Source organism: Agrobacterium radiobacter, assembly GCF_040801995.1.
GTDB lineage: Bacteria > Pseudomonadota > Alphaproteobacteria > Rhizobiales > Rhizobiaceae > Agrobacterium > Agrobacterium radiobacter.
In genome coordinates, this window is the sequence record NZ_JBEGHX010000001.1 from 2,482,959 (window position 1) to 2,496,695 (window position 13,737).

Here is a 13,737-nt window from a genome sequence, read left to right on the forward strand (position 1 = left end):
TCTTGGCTGCTTTTTAACGATGACGGAAAAAGCCGTCCCGGCTATAGAAATTCATATGGAAACAGATGGAAAGACCCTTCGCCGCGGCTGGACCACGGGCACCTGCGCGGCGGCCGCCACGAAGGCGGCCTGCGCTGCCCTTTTGACCGGCGAATTTCCTTACCCTGTCGAGGTCGAACTTCCAAGCGGCGCGAGGCCTGCATTTTCCCTCGCCACCGAGGAAAAGGGTGAAAACTTCGCCCGCGCCGGTGTCGTCAAGGATGCGGGTGACGATCCCGACGTAACCCATGGTGCGCTGATCGAAAGCACGGTGCGACGAGGTCAACCGGGAAGCGGCATCACCTTCAAGGCCGGCAAGGGCGTGGGCACCATCACACGGCCGGGCCTGCCCCTGCCACCGGGAGAACCCGCCATCAACCCCGTACCGCGCAAGATGATCGAAACAGCGATTCGAGAGGTGGCCGGAGAAAGTGCCGATTTCGAAGTCGAGATTTCCGTCCGCGACGGCGAGAAACTGGCGGAGAAAACCCTGAACGGCAGGCTCGGCATTGTTGGCGGCATTTCCATCCTCGGCACAACAGGCATCGTTATTCCCTTTTCCTGCTCCGCCTGGATCCACTCCATCTGGCGTGGCATTGATGTGGCGCGCGCGACCGGCTGCGCCCATGTGCTGGGCGCCACCGGCAACACCTCCGAAAAAGCCGGGCAGGCGCTTTACGATCTGCCGGAAACCGCGCTGATCGACATGGGCGATTTCATCGGCGGCATGCTGAAATACCTGCGCAGTCATCCGGTCGAGCGGGTGACGATTGCCGGCGGCGTCGCCAAGATGACCAAGCTCGCGCAGGGAATGCTCGACGTGCACTCCAAGAAGGGACTGGCCGATCTTGATGCGCTGGCGGCATTGGCGACGGAAGCCGGAGGAGACGAAAGCCTCGCCATTGCCATCCGTCAGGCCAACATGGTGGCGCACGCCTTTGAGCTGGCCGAACGCGCGGGGATAGACCTCGGTGCGGTCGTGGCGGAAAAAGCCTGGGTGACCGCAGCGGCGGCGCTGAAGACGCCCGCCATTGCGCTTGATATTCTGGTGTTCGATCGTCAGGGCACGCTCAAGGGGCGCACCGCCTCCACGCCGTCGCATCAGCCCGTCGCATCTTCTTTCGGAGATCGGAACCGCCGGACATAGTCGGTGCTATAAAGCGCGCTTTCACGAAAATCCGTCGAGGCAAGTCCACGTCCGACGAAGATCAGGGCCGTCCGCTCCACCGGTTCGGCTGCGAGCTTTCCTTCAATGTCGAACAGCGTTCCCCTGATAACCCGCTCATCCGGCCAGGAGGCGCGAACCACGATGGCAACCGGGCAATCGGAGCCGTAAAGTGGCGCCAGTTCTTCCACCACCTTGCCGATGGCATGAATGGCGAGATGAATGGCGAGCGTCGTACCCGTCGCACCGAAAGCCTTCAGTGTCTCACCGTCAGGCATCTTCGATGCACGACCGGAAATGCGGGTCAGTACAAGGCTCTGCGCCACTTCCGGCACCGTCAGTTCCCGCTGCAAAGTGGCGGCTGCAGCGGCAAAGGAGGGCACGCCGGGCGTGACGGTATAATCGAGACCCAGCCGCTCCAGACGGCGAATCTGTTCACCCATGGCGCTCCAGACGGAAAGGTCGCCGGAATGCAACCGCGCCACATCCTTGCCGGCCTCTGCTGCAGCCACAAACTCCGCCTCGATCTCGTCAAGCGAAAGCGCTGCCGTATCGACAATGCGTGCACCCGGCGGGCAATAATCGATGAGCGCCTTCGGAACCAGTGAACCCGCATAAAGGCACACCGGGCAGGCGGCGATAAGATCGCGCCCGCGCACCGTAATGAGATCGGCGGCACCCGGACCGGCGCCGATGAAATGAACCGTCATTGTTGTTCTCCATGTTCGATGGCGCAGCCGCTATCACGTGGGGCATCGTCAGTCGTTGCGATGGCCACCGTCACATCGCCAACCACAAGACGCGGCGCGACCAGCCTTGCATTCTCTCCGGCGGCGGCAAGCGCCGCCGCTTCGCTGACACTTGGCGAGCCGGCATGATCAAGGCTTGCCTGTGAAAATGTCATTGTTTTCGAAGCGACCGCATCGAGCCGCTCCTGCGATACGATTTCCAGCGACAGCGACAAGCTTTTTGCCGCTGCCGCAAGACCGGCTTCACCGGCTTTGAGCGGCGCAGTCGCCAGGCATTCTGCGGTCATGCCAAAAGCATGCTCCGCAGCGCGCACGGCGGCCATGACAGCATCCGCACCCGTGCCCTTGCGACAGCCTATGCCAGCCACTGTCACCATGGCTTGACCCAACTCCACTGCGTCACCGGCATTGCCGGACGCCAGCCCGACATGGAGCCGACAGCCACCACCCGCGACACATCCAGACGGATCATCGAACCGCCAAGCCGCGCATGGGCGGCAAGCAGTACCGCCTCCATTTCCAGCGTCACCGCATTGGCGACCAGCCGCCCACCCGGTTTCAGGACCTCCATGGCCCCCTCCAGCACGCCCGTTTCACTGCCGCCGCCGCCAATGAAAATCACATCCGGCTGAGGCAAGCCTTCAAAAGCTGCGGGAGCCGCGCCGATCATGACCTCAAGCCCCGGTACACCGAAAGCTTCGGCATTGCGGGCGATACGCTCCGCCCTTTCCGGGTGCTGCTCTATGGCGATCGCACGAAGCGAGGGATGCGACAGCATCCATTCGATACCGATCGAACCCGAACCGGCACCGATATCCCACAACAATTCGCCCCGCCGTGGGGCAAGAGAGGAAAGTGTCACGGCGCGGATCTCGCGTTTGGTGATCTGCCCGTCATGTTCGAACAGGCTGTCATCAAGACCACAGGTAAAAGGCAGGACGCGTGCACCCTCATCCGCAACGACGTCAATCGCCACCACATTCAGCGCATCAATATCAGCAAAGGCGAAATCGGCCGCCCTGACCTGCCGTCGCCTCTCCCGCTCGCCGCCCAGGGCTTCGAGCAAAACGAATTCCGACTGATCGAAGCCCAAATCGGACAACAATTCCGCAATCAAAGCCGGGGCGTGAGCATCCGAAGTGAGCGCAATGATGCGCGCACCGGCATGGAGATACGGCCGCAGGAGATCAATGGAACGGCCGTGCAGCGAAACGCATTCAACCGATTGCAGCGCCCAGCCAAGTCGCGCCGCCGCCAGGGAGAAGGCGGAAGGCGAGGGATGACAAACCGTCTCATGCGCCTCGACATGCCGCAGAAGCGTAACGCCGACGCCATAAACGAACGGATCGCCGGAGGCGAGCACACAAACCCGCTTGCCACGCAGCGCCACGACATCACTCATATCCGTGTCGAACGGCACCGGCCAGCGCCGTGCTTCACCACGAACAGCCGCAGCCGCCAGTTCCAGATGGCGTTTACCGCCGAAAACGATCTCGGCCGCCTCTATCGCCTTGATCGCGTTCCGGCCCAGCCCCTCGAGCCCATCCTCACCAATGCCGACGATGGAAAGCCACGGCTCCTCTTTCTTTTCTGTGGAAGCATCGCCCGTTCCGGAATATTCAGACGTCATGACACGCTCCATACTCATCCTTGGTGGCACGGCGGATGCCCGCATTCTGGCCGGCAGGCTGGCAGAAGACTCCGGCTACCGAATTCTGCTTTCCATGGCCGGTCGCACACTCTCGCCGGTCGAACAGCCGGTGCCGATGCGCAGTGGCGGTTTTGGCGGTGCCGTAGGTCTTGCGGATTTCATTCGCACCGGGGGTTTCGATATTCTGGTGGATGCCACGCATCCCTATGCGGCGAAGATTTCCACCAATGCCGTTGAGGCGGCGCGGCTTGCCAAGGTCCCGCTTGTGGCGCTTTCGCGTTCCGCCTGGCAGCGCCAGCCGGATGACACATGGCATGGTGTCGACAGCGTCGAGCAGGCTGTTATTGCGCTCGGCAGCGAAGGCCGGCGCGTGTTTCTGGCTTTGGGACGGCAGGAGCTGCTTCCTTTCGAAGCCGCGCCCCAGCACAGCTATCTCATCCGCAGCGTTGACCCCGTGGAGCCGCCACTGAAACTGCCGCATGCGCGCTACATCACCGCGCGTGGTCCTTTTGCGCTGGATGATGAAATCCGCATGCTGGAAGAAAACCGCATCGAGACATTGGTCTCGAAAAATTCCGGTGGCAGCGCCAGCTATGGAAAGATCGAGGCCGCAAGACGGCTCCGCCTGCCGGTCATCATGATCGAGCGGCCGCGAAAGCGAAACGACGCGTCCATGAATGATGTGACGGTGCCGGATATTGCAGCTGCGCTCACCGCCATCCAACATCAGCTCTCTCTTCTCGAAAAACGCGGCGAATAAACCAGCGGTTCTTTGCCGGATCGTTCAATCAGACGGGTTTCAACCGAACCGACGATGATGCAGGTGGCCATGTCAGCCATGTCGCTCGAGGCTTCCGAAAGAGGTATCACCCGGATACGCTCATCCGCCCGGCCTGCTGCCCGACCGAAGATCACCGGCACAGAACCGGGCAAATGCGCCCGCAACAGATCAAAAGCGGTACCGAGCTGGTGCGGACGCGCCTTGCTGACGGGATTGTAGAAAGCCATGACAAACCCTGCTTCCGCCGCCGCAATCAGCCGTTTTTCAATGATGCTCCAGGGCTTCAGATTGTCCGACAGCGAAATGGCGCAGAAATCATGGCCAAGCGGCGCGCCGGCCCTCGCAGCGACCGCCAGCATGGCGGTCACGCCGGGCACGACGGAAAAATCGATCTCGCGCCACTCGGAAGGACCGCTTTCGATCGCCTCGCAAACTGCCGCCGCCATGGCGAAAACGCCGGGATCACCGCCGGACACCACGCAGACCTTGCCGCCGGAAGCCGCAAGCCGCAAAGCCTGCTCGGCGCGGGAAATCTCCTCGCGATTGTCGGACGCATGGCGACGCTGGTGCGGCCCAAGCGAAAGGCGATCGAGATAGGGAATATAACCGAAGAAATCCTCCGAGGCATCGACAGCGGCAAGCGCCTCCGGCGTCACCTGCGCCGCACTACCCGGGCCGAGGCCGACAACGACGAGCCTGCCGGTCATGGCTTTTCACCTGCAGAGGGCCTCGTTTTCCAGCCCGGCACCAGAACCAGTGAAAAATAGGGCGCAGGCGATGCATCACGTTCGATGAGCCGCACCGCATGGCTGTTGGCCATCGTGCCGCGCTCGACATAAAGCGCTTCTTCAAGCTTACCGGCCTTTTCCAGCGCCCGGCGAATCTTTGGCAGGTTGCGCCCCACCTTCATGATCACCGCACCGTCCGTGCCGGACAGACGTTCCGTCAGAACATCTTCGCCAAGCGTGCCGGGAAGGACGCTCAAAATATCATCGCCCTGCACCAGCGGCAGACCGGCCATGGACCAGCAGCCGGACATTGCCGTGATACCCGCAACGACCTCCGCCGGGTAGGACGGAGCAAGCCGCAAATGAAGGTGCATATAAGAACCGTAAAACAGCGGATCGCCTTCCGACAGCACGGCAACATTGCGCCCGGCCTCGAGATGCACGGCAATATCCTTCGCCGACTGATCGAAAAAGGCGACGATCGCATCGCGATAATCGCTGCCGTTTTTGTCGCTTTCGACGGTTACCGGATAGACCAGCGGCATTTCCAGCGTACCGGGGCGAATGAAGGCTTCGACAATGCCACGACCGTTACCGCTGCCACCCTTTTTGCAGAAGAAGGCGAGCACATCGGCATTTTCGATGGCACGAACGGCTTTCAGCGTCAGAAGTTCGGGATCACCGGGGCCGGTGCCGACGCCAACGAGTTTACCTCTGGGGTTTTCAAAAAGAGCCGCGCTCACAGGCCAGCCCTCGCAACCGCGTTGATGGCGGCAGCCGTCATCGCCGAGCCACCCATGCGTCCCTTGACGATGGCATAGGGAATGCCGAGCGAACTTGCTTCCAGCGCGTCTTTCGATTCCGCCGCACCGACAAAACCAACGGGCATGCCGATGATGGCGGCGGGGCGCGGCGCGTCTTTTTCCAGCATTTCCAGAAGATAAAACAGGGCCGTCGGCGCATTGCCGATGGCGACCAGCGCGCCATCCAGCTTCTCGGCCCAGAGATCGAGTGCGGCGGCGGAACGGGTATTACCGATCTTTTGCGCTATCTCAGGCGTGCGCGGATCGCGAAGGGTGCAGATCACATCATTATCAGCCGGAAGACGGGCACGCGTCACGCCGTGGGCCACCATTTCCGCATCACAGAGAACGGGCTTGCCAGCAAGCAGGGCACCACGTGCAGCGGCGACGAAATCGGGCGAAAAACGGAAATGGCTGGCCGCCTCCACCTGCCCGCAGGCGTGGATCATGCGAATGGCGATATCCGCCTGCTCTTCGGTAAAGGCGGACAAATCCGCTTCTTCGCGAATGATGGCGAAGGAGCGCTCATAGATCGCATTGCCGTCGCGAATATAGTCATAGTCGGTCATCGGTCATCCTGTCGAAGCGCCGCACCGATCGCCTGTTTGCCCAGCCGGGCAAACAGGGTAGCGGCGTTTTCCCCGGGCTTATGTTCTTTTTCGTAAAGACGGGCAAGCCGCGAAAGCACCGTCCTCTGATGCGGGAAAGGTAAAATGCCATCCGGCACATCGCCGGGGCGGCCTGCAATAGAAAAGACCAGGCCATCGGCAGTGCCGGAAAAAGTGAGAAGCGACGGCGCGGGATGAGCGCAACCCTTACCACAGCCGGAAATATGCAGCGTGAAGGAGCCATCCAGCAATGACGCGCATTCCTCAGACGCAAAGGCGGCCAGTTCATGGGTGGGAAGAAAAGCCGAAGCGCAGCCCGGCGCGCCGGGACAGACGGCGATGGAGGAGCGCGCGTCACCTGCCGTCGTTATGAAACCGGACTCCCCTGCAATCTCCAGCAAGGCGTTGCAAGCGGATGACGATCCAAAAAATAGCAGGCTATGGTTTGGGGATGGCCGTAGAGCCTTGATGTCGAGCGTACCGGCCCGTTCGCAGAGATGAGACAAATCGCAGGCCCGGATTTGCCCGAAAGCAGGCGCGACAGCAACTGCAAAGCAGTCCTTTCCCGTCGTCATCAGTCCCAGAGGGGCAGAAGCCACCCTGGCTTCGTCCGCAATCACCCGATCGAGCAGGCGATCTCCGCAAACTGTCTTTATGGTCGAATGGTCCAGATCGCGGCCACGGGTAAGCGGTCCCTTGCCGGCCAGAAAGGCGAGCAGCGACACGACGGCGCCCGCCGCCGCGCCCGTCTCGACCAGTCCCGCATTCAGCGCCCTGCTTTCCGGCCCGCCAACGAGCAATCGCCAGAAGGTCCGACCATCAAGTGACAGTGCTTTCAGGCGAATATCGGCCAGCAAATCTCCCATGGAGAGGTGCCCGCCGCCATCAACGACGACAGACATTTTAGCGGCAAGCTTCTCATGGAGAATGAGCCTGTCAGCCCCTTTTCGAATCTCTGCGGCGAGTGGGCGGCCATCAGCGATTTCCGCGTCATCCCGACCGGCGAGAGGCGAGGTCTCAACTGCCAGTCCCTCACGCAGCGGCAAATCCAGCGCCAGAACATCTTTTTCCAGGGCGCGGGCGCTTTCCGGCGTCAGGCCGCGAAATTGCAGGCTGCCGCGCGCGGTAATGTCGATCAATCCGTTGCCATGCAGCTCGGCAAAATGGCAAAGCACCGCCATATCACGCGGGCCAATATCCGCCTCGAAAGCGATCCGCGACAAAAAACCGTCTCCGGTGCGCATTGGAACGGAGAGGGCCGGGCAGAGGCCACGGCGGCCAAAGGGCTGGACGGGATCGGCAGCGGCCATCATCACGCCTCCACCCTTTGGGGCCGCGGCATGATGAGCATTTCAAGTTCCGCATCCACAGCATTGCGGCGGCTATGCCACAACCCACGACGGCGGGCGGATAAAAACCGTTCTGCCATCACTTGCGCCGCTTTCGGATTTTCCCGCAGAATGAAATCGCGCACGTCCTCATTGCCGAAATAGGCGTCGTAAAGCGCCTCGATCAACGAGGAGGACACCGCATGTGTGGTTTCGGCAAAGCCGATCAGCCGGTCCACCGTCTCGGCGAACTCCGCCGCCCCGCGCGGACCATGCCGCATCTGGCCTGCAATGAAGCGTGGATTGACGGCGCGCGCGCGCACCACCCGCGTCAGCGCCTGCGTCATTGACCTTGCACGCGGGCGTGCCGGATCTGTGGTATCCAGCGCCACGATGTCAGCGACCCCGCCAAGCACGGCCTTCGCAGCGGAAAAGCCGCCAATGAAGGCGACATCGGAAGAACCATCGAGAAGGTCACGACCCGGATCATCGCCGGTATGAACCAGAAGCTCAGCCCGCCTGACCAGCTCCACAAAACCGGTATCTTCGAAAATCTCCAGCCCGTCCGCACCACCGAAAGCGTGGCTCGCCGCCTCGAGATAGGCCTGCCCCAGCTCCTCGCGTTCTTCCCATTTCCCGCTCGCAAGCTTTTCTTCGATGCCGGCACCATAGGTGCCGGGCGCGGAGCCGAAAATGCGCGCCGGAATATGCCCGAGCGCGACGGCCTCTTCCGCGAGAGGATTGTCGCCCGGCGCTTCCTCCCGCCGCGCAACGGCCTTGGCGGCGGCGTCGAGAAGCGCGATCAGTGCCGGAAACATATCGCGGAAAAGGCCGGATATGCGAAAGGTGACGTCGACACGCGGCCGCCCCAGGCTCGCCGGCGGCAGAACCTCGATGCCGGTGACCCGGCCGGTGGCGAGATCGTGGATCGGTCTCGCCCCCATCAGATGCAGCGCTTGGGCCACATCCTCACCGCCATTGCGCAGACTGGCGCTGCCCCACAGATCGAAAACCAGATGTTTCGGCCAGTCGCCGTGGGACTGCAGATGATGGCGCAGCACCTCTTCGCCCGCCATTTTGCCGAGCTCGAACGCCGTCGGCGTCGGCATGGTGCGCGGATCGGCGGCATAGAGATTGCGGCCCGTGGGCAGCACATCGAGCCGTCCGCGCGCAGGTGCGCCGGAGGGGCCGGGGGCGATATGCCGGCCATCAAGCGCAGCCAGCAGGGCAGCTTTTTCCGATTTGGCGCTTTCAAGCCTCAGAAGATCGGTCTCGGCTTCGGCACAGCGGCCAAAAACATGCTGGCCGTCCTTGATGGCGAAATCCTTGAGGTCGCACAGAAAGGCGTCGATGCGCGACAGGGCCGCATCGGCATCATCCTTCACACCCACGCCCGCCTCAGCTGCAAGCCCAGTCTCCAGCGCCTTTTCGACAATCAGTTTCGCCAGTCGGTCACGCCGGCGGCGATCCAGCCCATCCGCCTGCGCATATTCATCAACGAGCTGTTCCAGCGCCGACTGTTCCGGGGAAAGCCCGGCATTGACCAGCACCGGTGGAACATGGCCGATGGTCACGGCCGCGATACGCCGCTTGGCGACCGCCGCTTCGCCTGGATTGGAAACAATGAACGGATAGACTACGGGCAGCGAGCCGGTGACAATTTCGGGAAAACAATCACGGGAAAGCGCGACCGTCTTGCCCGGCAGCCATTCCAGCGTGCCGTGCGCACCCACATGCACGATGGCATGCGCATCTGCGACCCGCTGCATCCATGCACCGAAAGCGACTAACGCGTGACGCGGCGGCAGGGCAGGGTCGTGGTAATCCACCCGGCGATCCTCGTTGCGGCCCCGGTCGGGCGCGAGCGCCACGAATACTTCGCCGAAACGGGCGACACGAAACCGGAATGCACCATCAACCAATGCGTCGTCGTCGGTTGCTGCGCCCCATGTCGCATTTACGGATGCGGCAGCTATAGGTGGCAGGGTGGAAAAAAAGCTCTCATAGACGGAAAGACCAATCGTCGCTTCCTGCTTTTCGACGCGGTCGAGCAACGCCCGCGCGGTTTTAGGAATATCCTCGACCGCATAACCTGCGCCAGCGAGATCGCGCAGCATTTCGAGAACGCTTTGCGGCACATCAAGACCGACGGCATAACCGGTTCGCCCGGGCGCCGCACCGGGATAATCCGGCATCAGAATGACGATCCGGCGATCCCGTGGAGCGGCATGCCGCAGCCGCAGGAAAGCGGCGATGCGATTTGCCACCTGCTCGACGCGATCGGCCTCGGGTACATTGAGCAAACTCGCGCCACCATCCATTCGCGCCTGTTTGAACGAGATCGCACCGGCAAGAATCCGGCCATCCAGTTCCGGCAGAACGACATGCATGGCAAGATCGGAGGGATTGAGACCGCGCGCATTTTCCGCCCAGCCGTCCCGTCGCGTCGTCGCCATCACTACCTGAAACACCGGCACGCCGAGCCGGTCGAACAGTGTTTTACCCTCGTCATCCGTCTGGCTGGCGAAGGCGGTGGCGGCAATGATGGCGGCGGGTTTGAGATCTGGCAGCACCGTTTCGAGGAAACGGATCGCCTCGCAATCCTTCAGGCCGCTGACAAAAATCGGCAAGGGTGCAAAACCGCGCTGCGAGAGCGCTTCGAAGAGCGCATCCACAGGTGCAGCATCTGCCGCCAGAAGCATGGAGCGGTAAAAGAGGATCGGCAAAAGGGGCGCACCGGCGGGAAAACCCTCGCAGGCTTCCGCCCGATCCATGACGCCCCTGCCGGGTCGGTAGAAACCGGCTTTCGGCAGCGGTTCAGCCTCGATATCCGGCCATGTCTCACCATTTGCAAGGGAGGTAAGACCACCGGCAAGCCGGCCCATATTCTCCTGCCCACCCTCGCGGAAGAAGGAGAGGGCAGAGGCCAAGATCCGCCGATCGACGGTTGATGCCGCTTCAAGCTTTTCATCTCGGTCGCTGCATTCTCCCGGCAGGAGCAGCAGCCTTATTCCGCGCCTGCGCGCCAGAATGGAAAGCTGATCGACACCGTAGCGCCAGCGTTCTGCACCGCCGAGAATCCGGATAAGAATAACCTTGGCGTGTTCCGCCGTCTTTTCAATCCACAGATCGACCGACATCGGGTGCCGAAGCTCGGACAGGTTGGCGGCGGACAGGGAGGGTAGTGTACTCTCGGTTCGCCGCCAAGCCTGTTCCAGCCCGGCCAGATCGCTTGCCGAAAACGATAGCATCACCACATCCGACCGGGGCTGGTTGAGATCAACCGGCTCTATCAGGTCGTCCAGAGACGAGGATGTGGTGGCGAGAATATGCATCGTCAGGCGGCCAGCATCTGCTCGATCTTCTCGCGATTGAGGCCCTTTTCACCGATGACGACGAGACGGCTGCGGCGTTCTTCACCCGCGGCCCAGGGCCGGTCGTAATAGTGGTTGACGCGGCTGCCGACAGCCTGCACCTGCAGGCGCATCGGCTTTGCGGAAACTTCGATGAAGCCCTTGATCCGCAGGACATTTTCCGCAGCAGCCGTCTCGGCGATACGGATAGCCAGCGCTTCCGGGTCGGTGACGGCCGGCAAATCGATGACGAAGCTGTCGAAATCGTCATGCTCGTGGTCAAGCTCGCCATCATGGTGGGTGCGGCGGTTTTCGATATCCTCTTCCACCGCAAGGCCAAGACCGATCAGCACGGCGGGATCGATAGCGCCATTGGAGGCCACGACGATCTTTGCTGCCTTCGGCAGATGTTCGAGAATATGCGCCTTGGCCTTGTCCAGGCCGGCATCGTCAAGAAGATCGGCCTTGGTCAGCACAATAAGATCGGCGCAGGCGACCTGATCCTCGAAAACCTCTTCAACCGGGTCATCATGATCGAGCGCCTCGTCATTGGCCCGCTGAGCGGCGAGCGCTTCCATGTCATGCGCCACCTGCCCTTCGGCGAGGGCAGCGCCATCCACCACGGCCACGACGGCATCCACCGTCACACGGCTCTTGATGGCCGGCCACTGGAAGGCCTGCACCAAGGGCTTCGGCAAGGCAAGGCCCGAGGTCTCGATGAGGATATGCTCCACCTTCGGCTGGCGGCTCAGAATCTGTTCGATGGCGGGCTGGAAATCATCCGCCACCGTACAGCAGATGCAGCCATTGGCCAGTTCGACGATGTTTTCTTCCGGGCAGCTTTCAATGCCGCAGCCTTTCAGAATCTCGCCATCGATGCCGATATCGCCGAATTCATTGACGATGATCGCCAGCCGCTTGCCGTCAAGCTTTTCGAGAAGACCGCGCAGCAGCGTGGTTTTGCCGGCCCCCAGAAAACCGGTAACGATGGTGCAGGGAACGCGGTCCAGAAGGGTGCTCATGATCTCTCCTCGGTAAAATCGAATGGGGGAATGCGCGCCACCATGCCGCGCTTTAATGGTTCGGGGCGGCCGCGCCAGGGCATCAGACCATCGGGGGCGGCGGCCAGCAGCCGCGCGCCGGTCAACAAATCTTCCGCATCACCGGTCGTCAGCCCGCCGAATACATAGGACCAGCCATTGGCGCTGCGCAGCACGGCGCTGAGGCCGCGCTTGCAATTGGCAAGACAGTTGACGGAACGAACGGTGACACCCGTTTCCTCCGCCTTTGCCATGACGGCATCGGCGAGACGCGAACCGGGGCGCGGTTCGGCATTGGCGTCGGCTTCATCGCGACAGCTTCTGCAAATGAAGACGGTCACGCCGGACGCCGTTTCGTCCTGCATGTTTCCACTCGTAGAAGAATATGTCGCTGAAATATCCAAACCGTATCGTTTCCCGCGCCTTGCAAAAAATCTCGGGGTGCGGATGTCGAAAACGGCATGCGGGCAAGCGCAAACCGGATGTTCGATCTAACCGACTGACCGGAGCACCCCGCCCGGCAGACGTTTTTCCTGAAACGGCAGGTCTCCTGGCTCGCGGCTTTACACCCTGACACCGCCTTCCCGAACCATCTTCAAGGGTCCAGTGGCTTTACGGTGCGGGCTTACCGCTTACAGTTGCGGGGGCAGCCACGGAATGACCCGGTAATCGGGTTGGAACCGTGTTCCCTCTTAGCTTCTCCCGTTGCCGGGAAAAGACCGTCAGTCCGTTACCCTTAGGCTGAACGGACGTGAGGGTCAATGCTGCGGGCCCTGCGGCGGCACATTGCCGGGTGCGGCAAATTGGGTATAGTCGCCGCTCCGAATGGCGGGGGCACCGGATCTCGCACAGCTGGATGAAAAGGAAAATGCAATGACACGCGACATCAGCGACAGCGAAGCCGAACGCCACCGGCAGAAAATGGTCAACCGCAAGACGGTGCAGGATGCCGAAGTTGCGGAAAAGACCATCGAAAAAGGTCTGCTGATGATTAATACCGGCCCGGGCAAGGGCAAATCCACCGCCGCTTTCGGCCTTGCCCTGCGCATGCTCGGCACTGGACGCAGGGTCGGCGTGGTGCAATTCATCAAGGGTGCATGGTCGACAGGAGAACAGCAGGCGCTGACCTTGTTCGGCGACAAGGTTGCCTGGCGCACCATGGGCGAGGGGTTCACCTGGGACACGCAGGATCTGAAACGCGATGTCGCAGCGGCGGCAAAGGCCTGGGAAGAAGCCAAGATCCTGATGGCCGACGAAACCATCGGCCTGCTGATCCTCGATGAGCTGAACATCGCACTCCGCTACGATTACCTGCCGCTGGAGGAGGTGGTGGAAACGCTTTCCAGCCGCAGGCCCGATCTGCATGTCATCGTTACCGGCCGCAACGCCAAGCAACCGCTCATCGACGCCGCCGACATGGTGACGGAAATGACCCTCGTCAAACATCATTTCAAGGCGGGCGTGAAGGCGCAGGCGGGGATAGAATTCTGAC

At 61.7% G+C, this 13,737-nt stretch carries 13 protein-coding genes and 1 riboswitch; of the genes, 3 read left to right on the forward strand and 10 right to left on the reverse strand.

The window, feature by feature from the left end; genetic code table 11:
- Nucleotides 1-55: 55 nt before the first annotated feature.
- Nucleotides 56-1,186, forward strand: a complete 1,131-nt coding sequence (locus MRBLRC7O_RS12235) for a cobalt-precorrin-5B (C(1))-methyltransferase (RefSeq protein WP_020809683.1) — start codon at nt 56-58, stop codon at nt 1,184-1,186.
- Here the strand turns inward: MRBLRC7O_RS12235 and cobM are convergent.
- The 3 genes from cobM to MRBLRC7O_RS12250 are packed head-to-tail and all read right to left on the reverse strand — an operon-like array spanning nt 1,141 to nt 3,583.
- The gene (cobM, locus tag MRBLRC7O_RS12240) at nt 1,141-1,914 is read right to left on the reverse strand and encodes a precorrin-4 C(11)-methyltransferase (RefSeq protein ID WP_003505271.1); all 774 of its coding nucleotides are present in this window, start codon (nt 1,912-1,914) and stop codon (nt 1,141-1,143) included. The genes MRBLRC7O_RS12235 and cobM overlap by 46 nt on opposite strands.
- Complete coding sequence (locus MRBLRC7O_RS12245; protein WP_003505273.1) at nt 1,911-2,330, reverse strand: cobalamin biosynthesis protein; 420 nt, start codon at nt 2,328-2,330, stop codon at nt 1,911-1,913. The genes cobM and MRBLRC7O_RS12245 overlap by 4 nt, the downstream gene beginning before the upstream one ends.
- A complete protein-coding gene (locus MRBLRC7O_RS12250) occupies nt 2,324-3,583 on the reverse strand; it encodes a bifunctional cobalt-precorrin-7 (C(5))-methyltransferase/cobalt-precorrin-6B (C(15))-methyltransferase (protein WP_020809684.1) in 1,260 nt (419 codons plus the stop codon). Before MRBLRC7O_RS12250 ends, MRBLRC7O_RS12245 begins: the two co-directional genes overlap by 7 nt.
- Here MRBLRC7O_RS12250 and MRBLRC7O_RS12255 point away from each other — a divergent pair.
- On the forward strand, nt 3,582-4,364 hold the full coding sequence (locus MRBLRC7O_RS12255) for a cobalt-precorrin-6A reductase (RefSeq protein ID WP_020809685.1): 783 nt from the start codon (nt 3,582-3,584) through the stop codon (nt 4,362-4,364). The two genes, MRBLRC7O_RS12250 and MRBLRC7O_RS12255, sit on opposite strands and share 2 nt — an antisense overlap.
- Here MRBLRC7O_RS12255 and MRBLRC7O_RS12260 read toward each other — a convergent pair.
- The 7 genes from MRBLRC7O_RS12260 to MRBLRC7O_RS12290 are packed head-to-tail and all read right to left on the reverse strand — an operon-like array spanning nt 4,331 to nt 12,610.
- Complete coding sequence (locus tag MRBLRC7O_RS12260) at nt 4,331-5,092, reverse strand: precorrin-3B C(17)-methyltransferase (protein WP_020809686.1); 762 nt, start codon at nt 5,090-5,092, stop codon at nt 4,331-4,333. The two genes, MRBLRC7O_RS12255 and MRBLRC7O_RS12260, sit on opposite strands and share 34 nt — an antisense overlap.
- Complete coding sequence (locus MRBLRC7O_RS12265) at nt 5,089-5,856, reverse strand: precorrin-2 C(20)-methyltransferase (protein ID WP_003505277.1); 768 nt, start codon at nt 5,854-5,856, stop codon at nt 5,089-5,091. The genes MRBLRC7O_RS12260 and MRBLRC7O_RS12265 overlap by 4 nt, the downstream gene beginning before the upstream one ends.
- Entirely contained in the window at nt 5,853-6,485 is a 633-nt protein-coding gene (locus MRBLRC7O_RS12270) for a precorrin-8X methylmutase (RefSeq protein WP_003505278.1), read from the reverse strand. Before MRBLRC7O_RS12270 ends, MRBLRC7O_RS12265 begins: the two co-directional genes overlap by 4 nt.
- Complete coding sequence (cobG, locus tag MRBLRC7O_RS12275) at nt 6,482-7,837, reverse strand: precorrin-3B synthase (RefSeq protein ID WP_020809687.1); 1,356 nt, start codon at nt 7,835-7,837, stop codon at nt 6,482-6,484. Before cobG ends, MRBLRC7O_RS12270 begins: the two co-directional genes overlap by 4 nt.
- Nucleotides 7,837-11,187, reverse strand: a complete 3,351-nt coding sequence (gene cobN / locus MRBLRC7O_RS12280) for a cobaltochelatase subunit CobN (protein ID WP_080866493.1) — start codon at nt 11,185-11,187, stop codon at nt 7,837-7,839. The genes cobG and cobN overlap by 1 nt, the downstream gene beginning before the upstream one ends.
- A gap of 2 nt (nt 11,188-11,189) precedes the next feature.
- Nucleotides 11,190-12,227 (reverse strand): cobalamin biosynthesis protein CobW, encoded by a 1,038-nt coding sequence (gene cobW / locus MRBLRC7O_RS12285; RefSeq protein ID WP_003505281.1) that lies wholly within the window; start codon nt 12,225-12,227, stop codon nt 11,190-11,192.
- Nucleotides 12,224-12,610, reverse strand: coding sequence for a DUF1636 family protein (locus MRBLRC7O_RS12290; RefSeq protein WP_003505282.1), 387 nt, complete (start codon nt 12,608-12,610; stop codon nt 12,224-12,226). The genes cobW and MRBLRC7O_RS12290 overlap by 4 nt, the downstream gene beginning before the upstream one ends.
- A gap of 158 nt (nt 12,611-12,768) precedes the next feature.
- A riboswitch (cobalamin riboswitch) is annotated at nt 12,769-12,984 on the reverse strand.
- A gap of 134 nt (nt 12,985-13,118) precedes the next feature.
- On the opposite strand from MRBLRC7O_RS12290, the gene cobO reads away from it, so the two are divergent.
- Nucleotides 13,119-13,736, forward strand: coding sequence for a cob(I)yrinic acid a,c-diamide adenosyltransferase (cobO, locus tag MRBLRC7O_RS12295; RefSeq protein ID WP_080866644.1), 618 nt, complete (start codon nt 13,119-13,121; stop codon nt 13,734-13,736).
- Nucleotide 13,737: the final 1 nt, after the last annotated feature.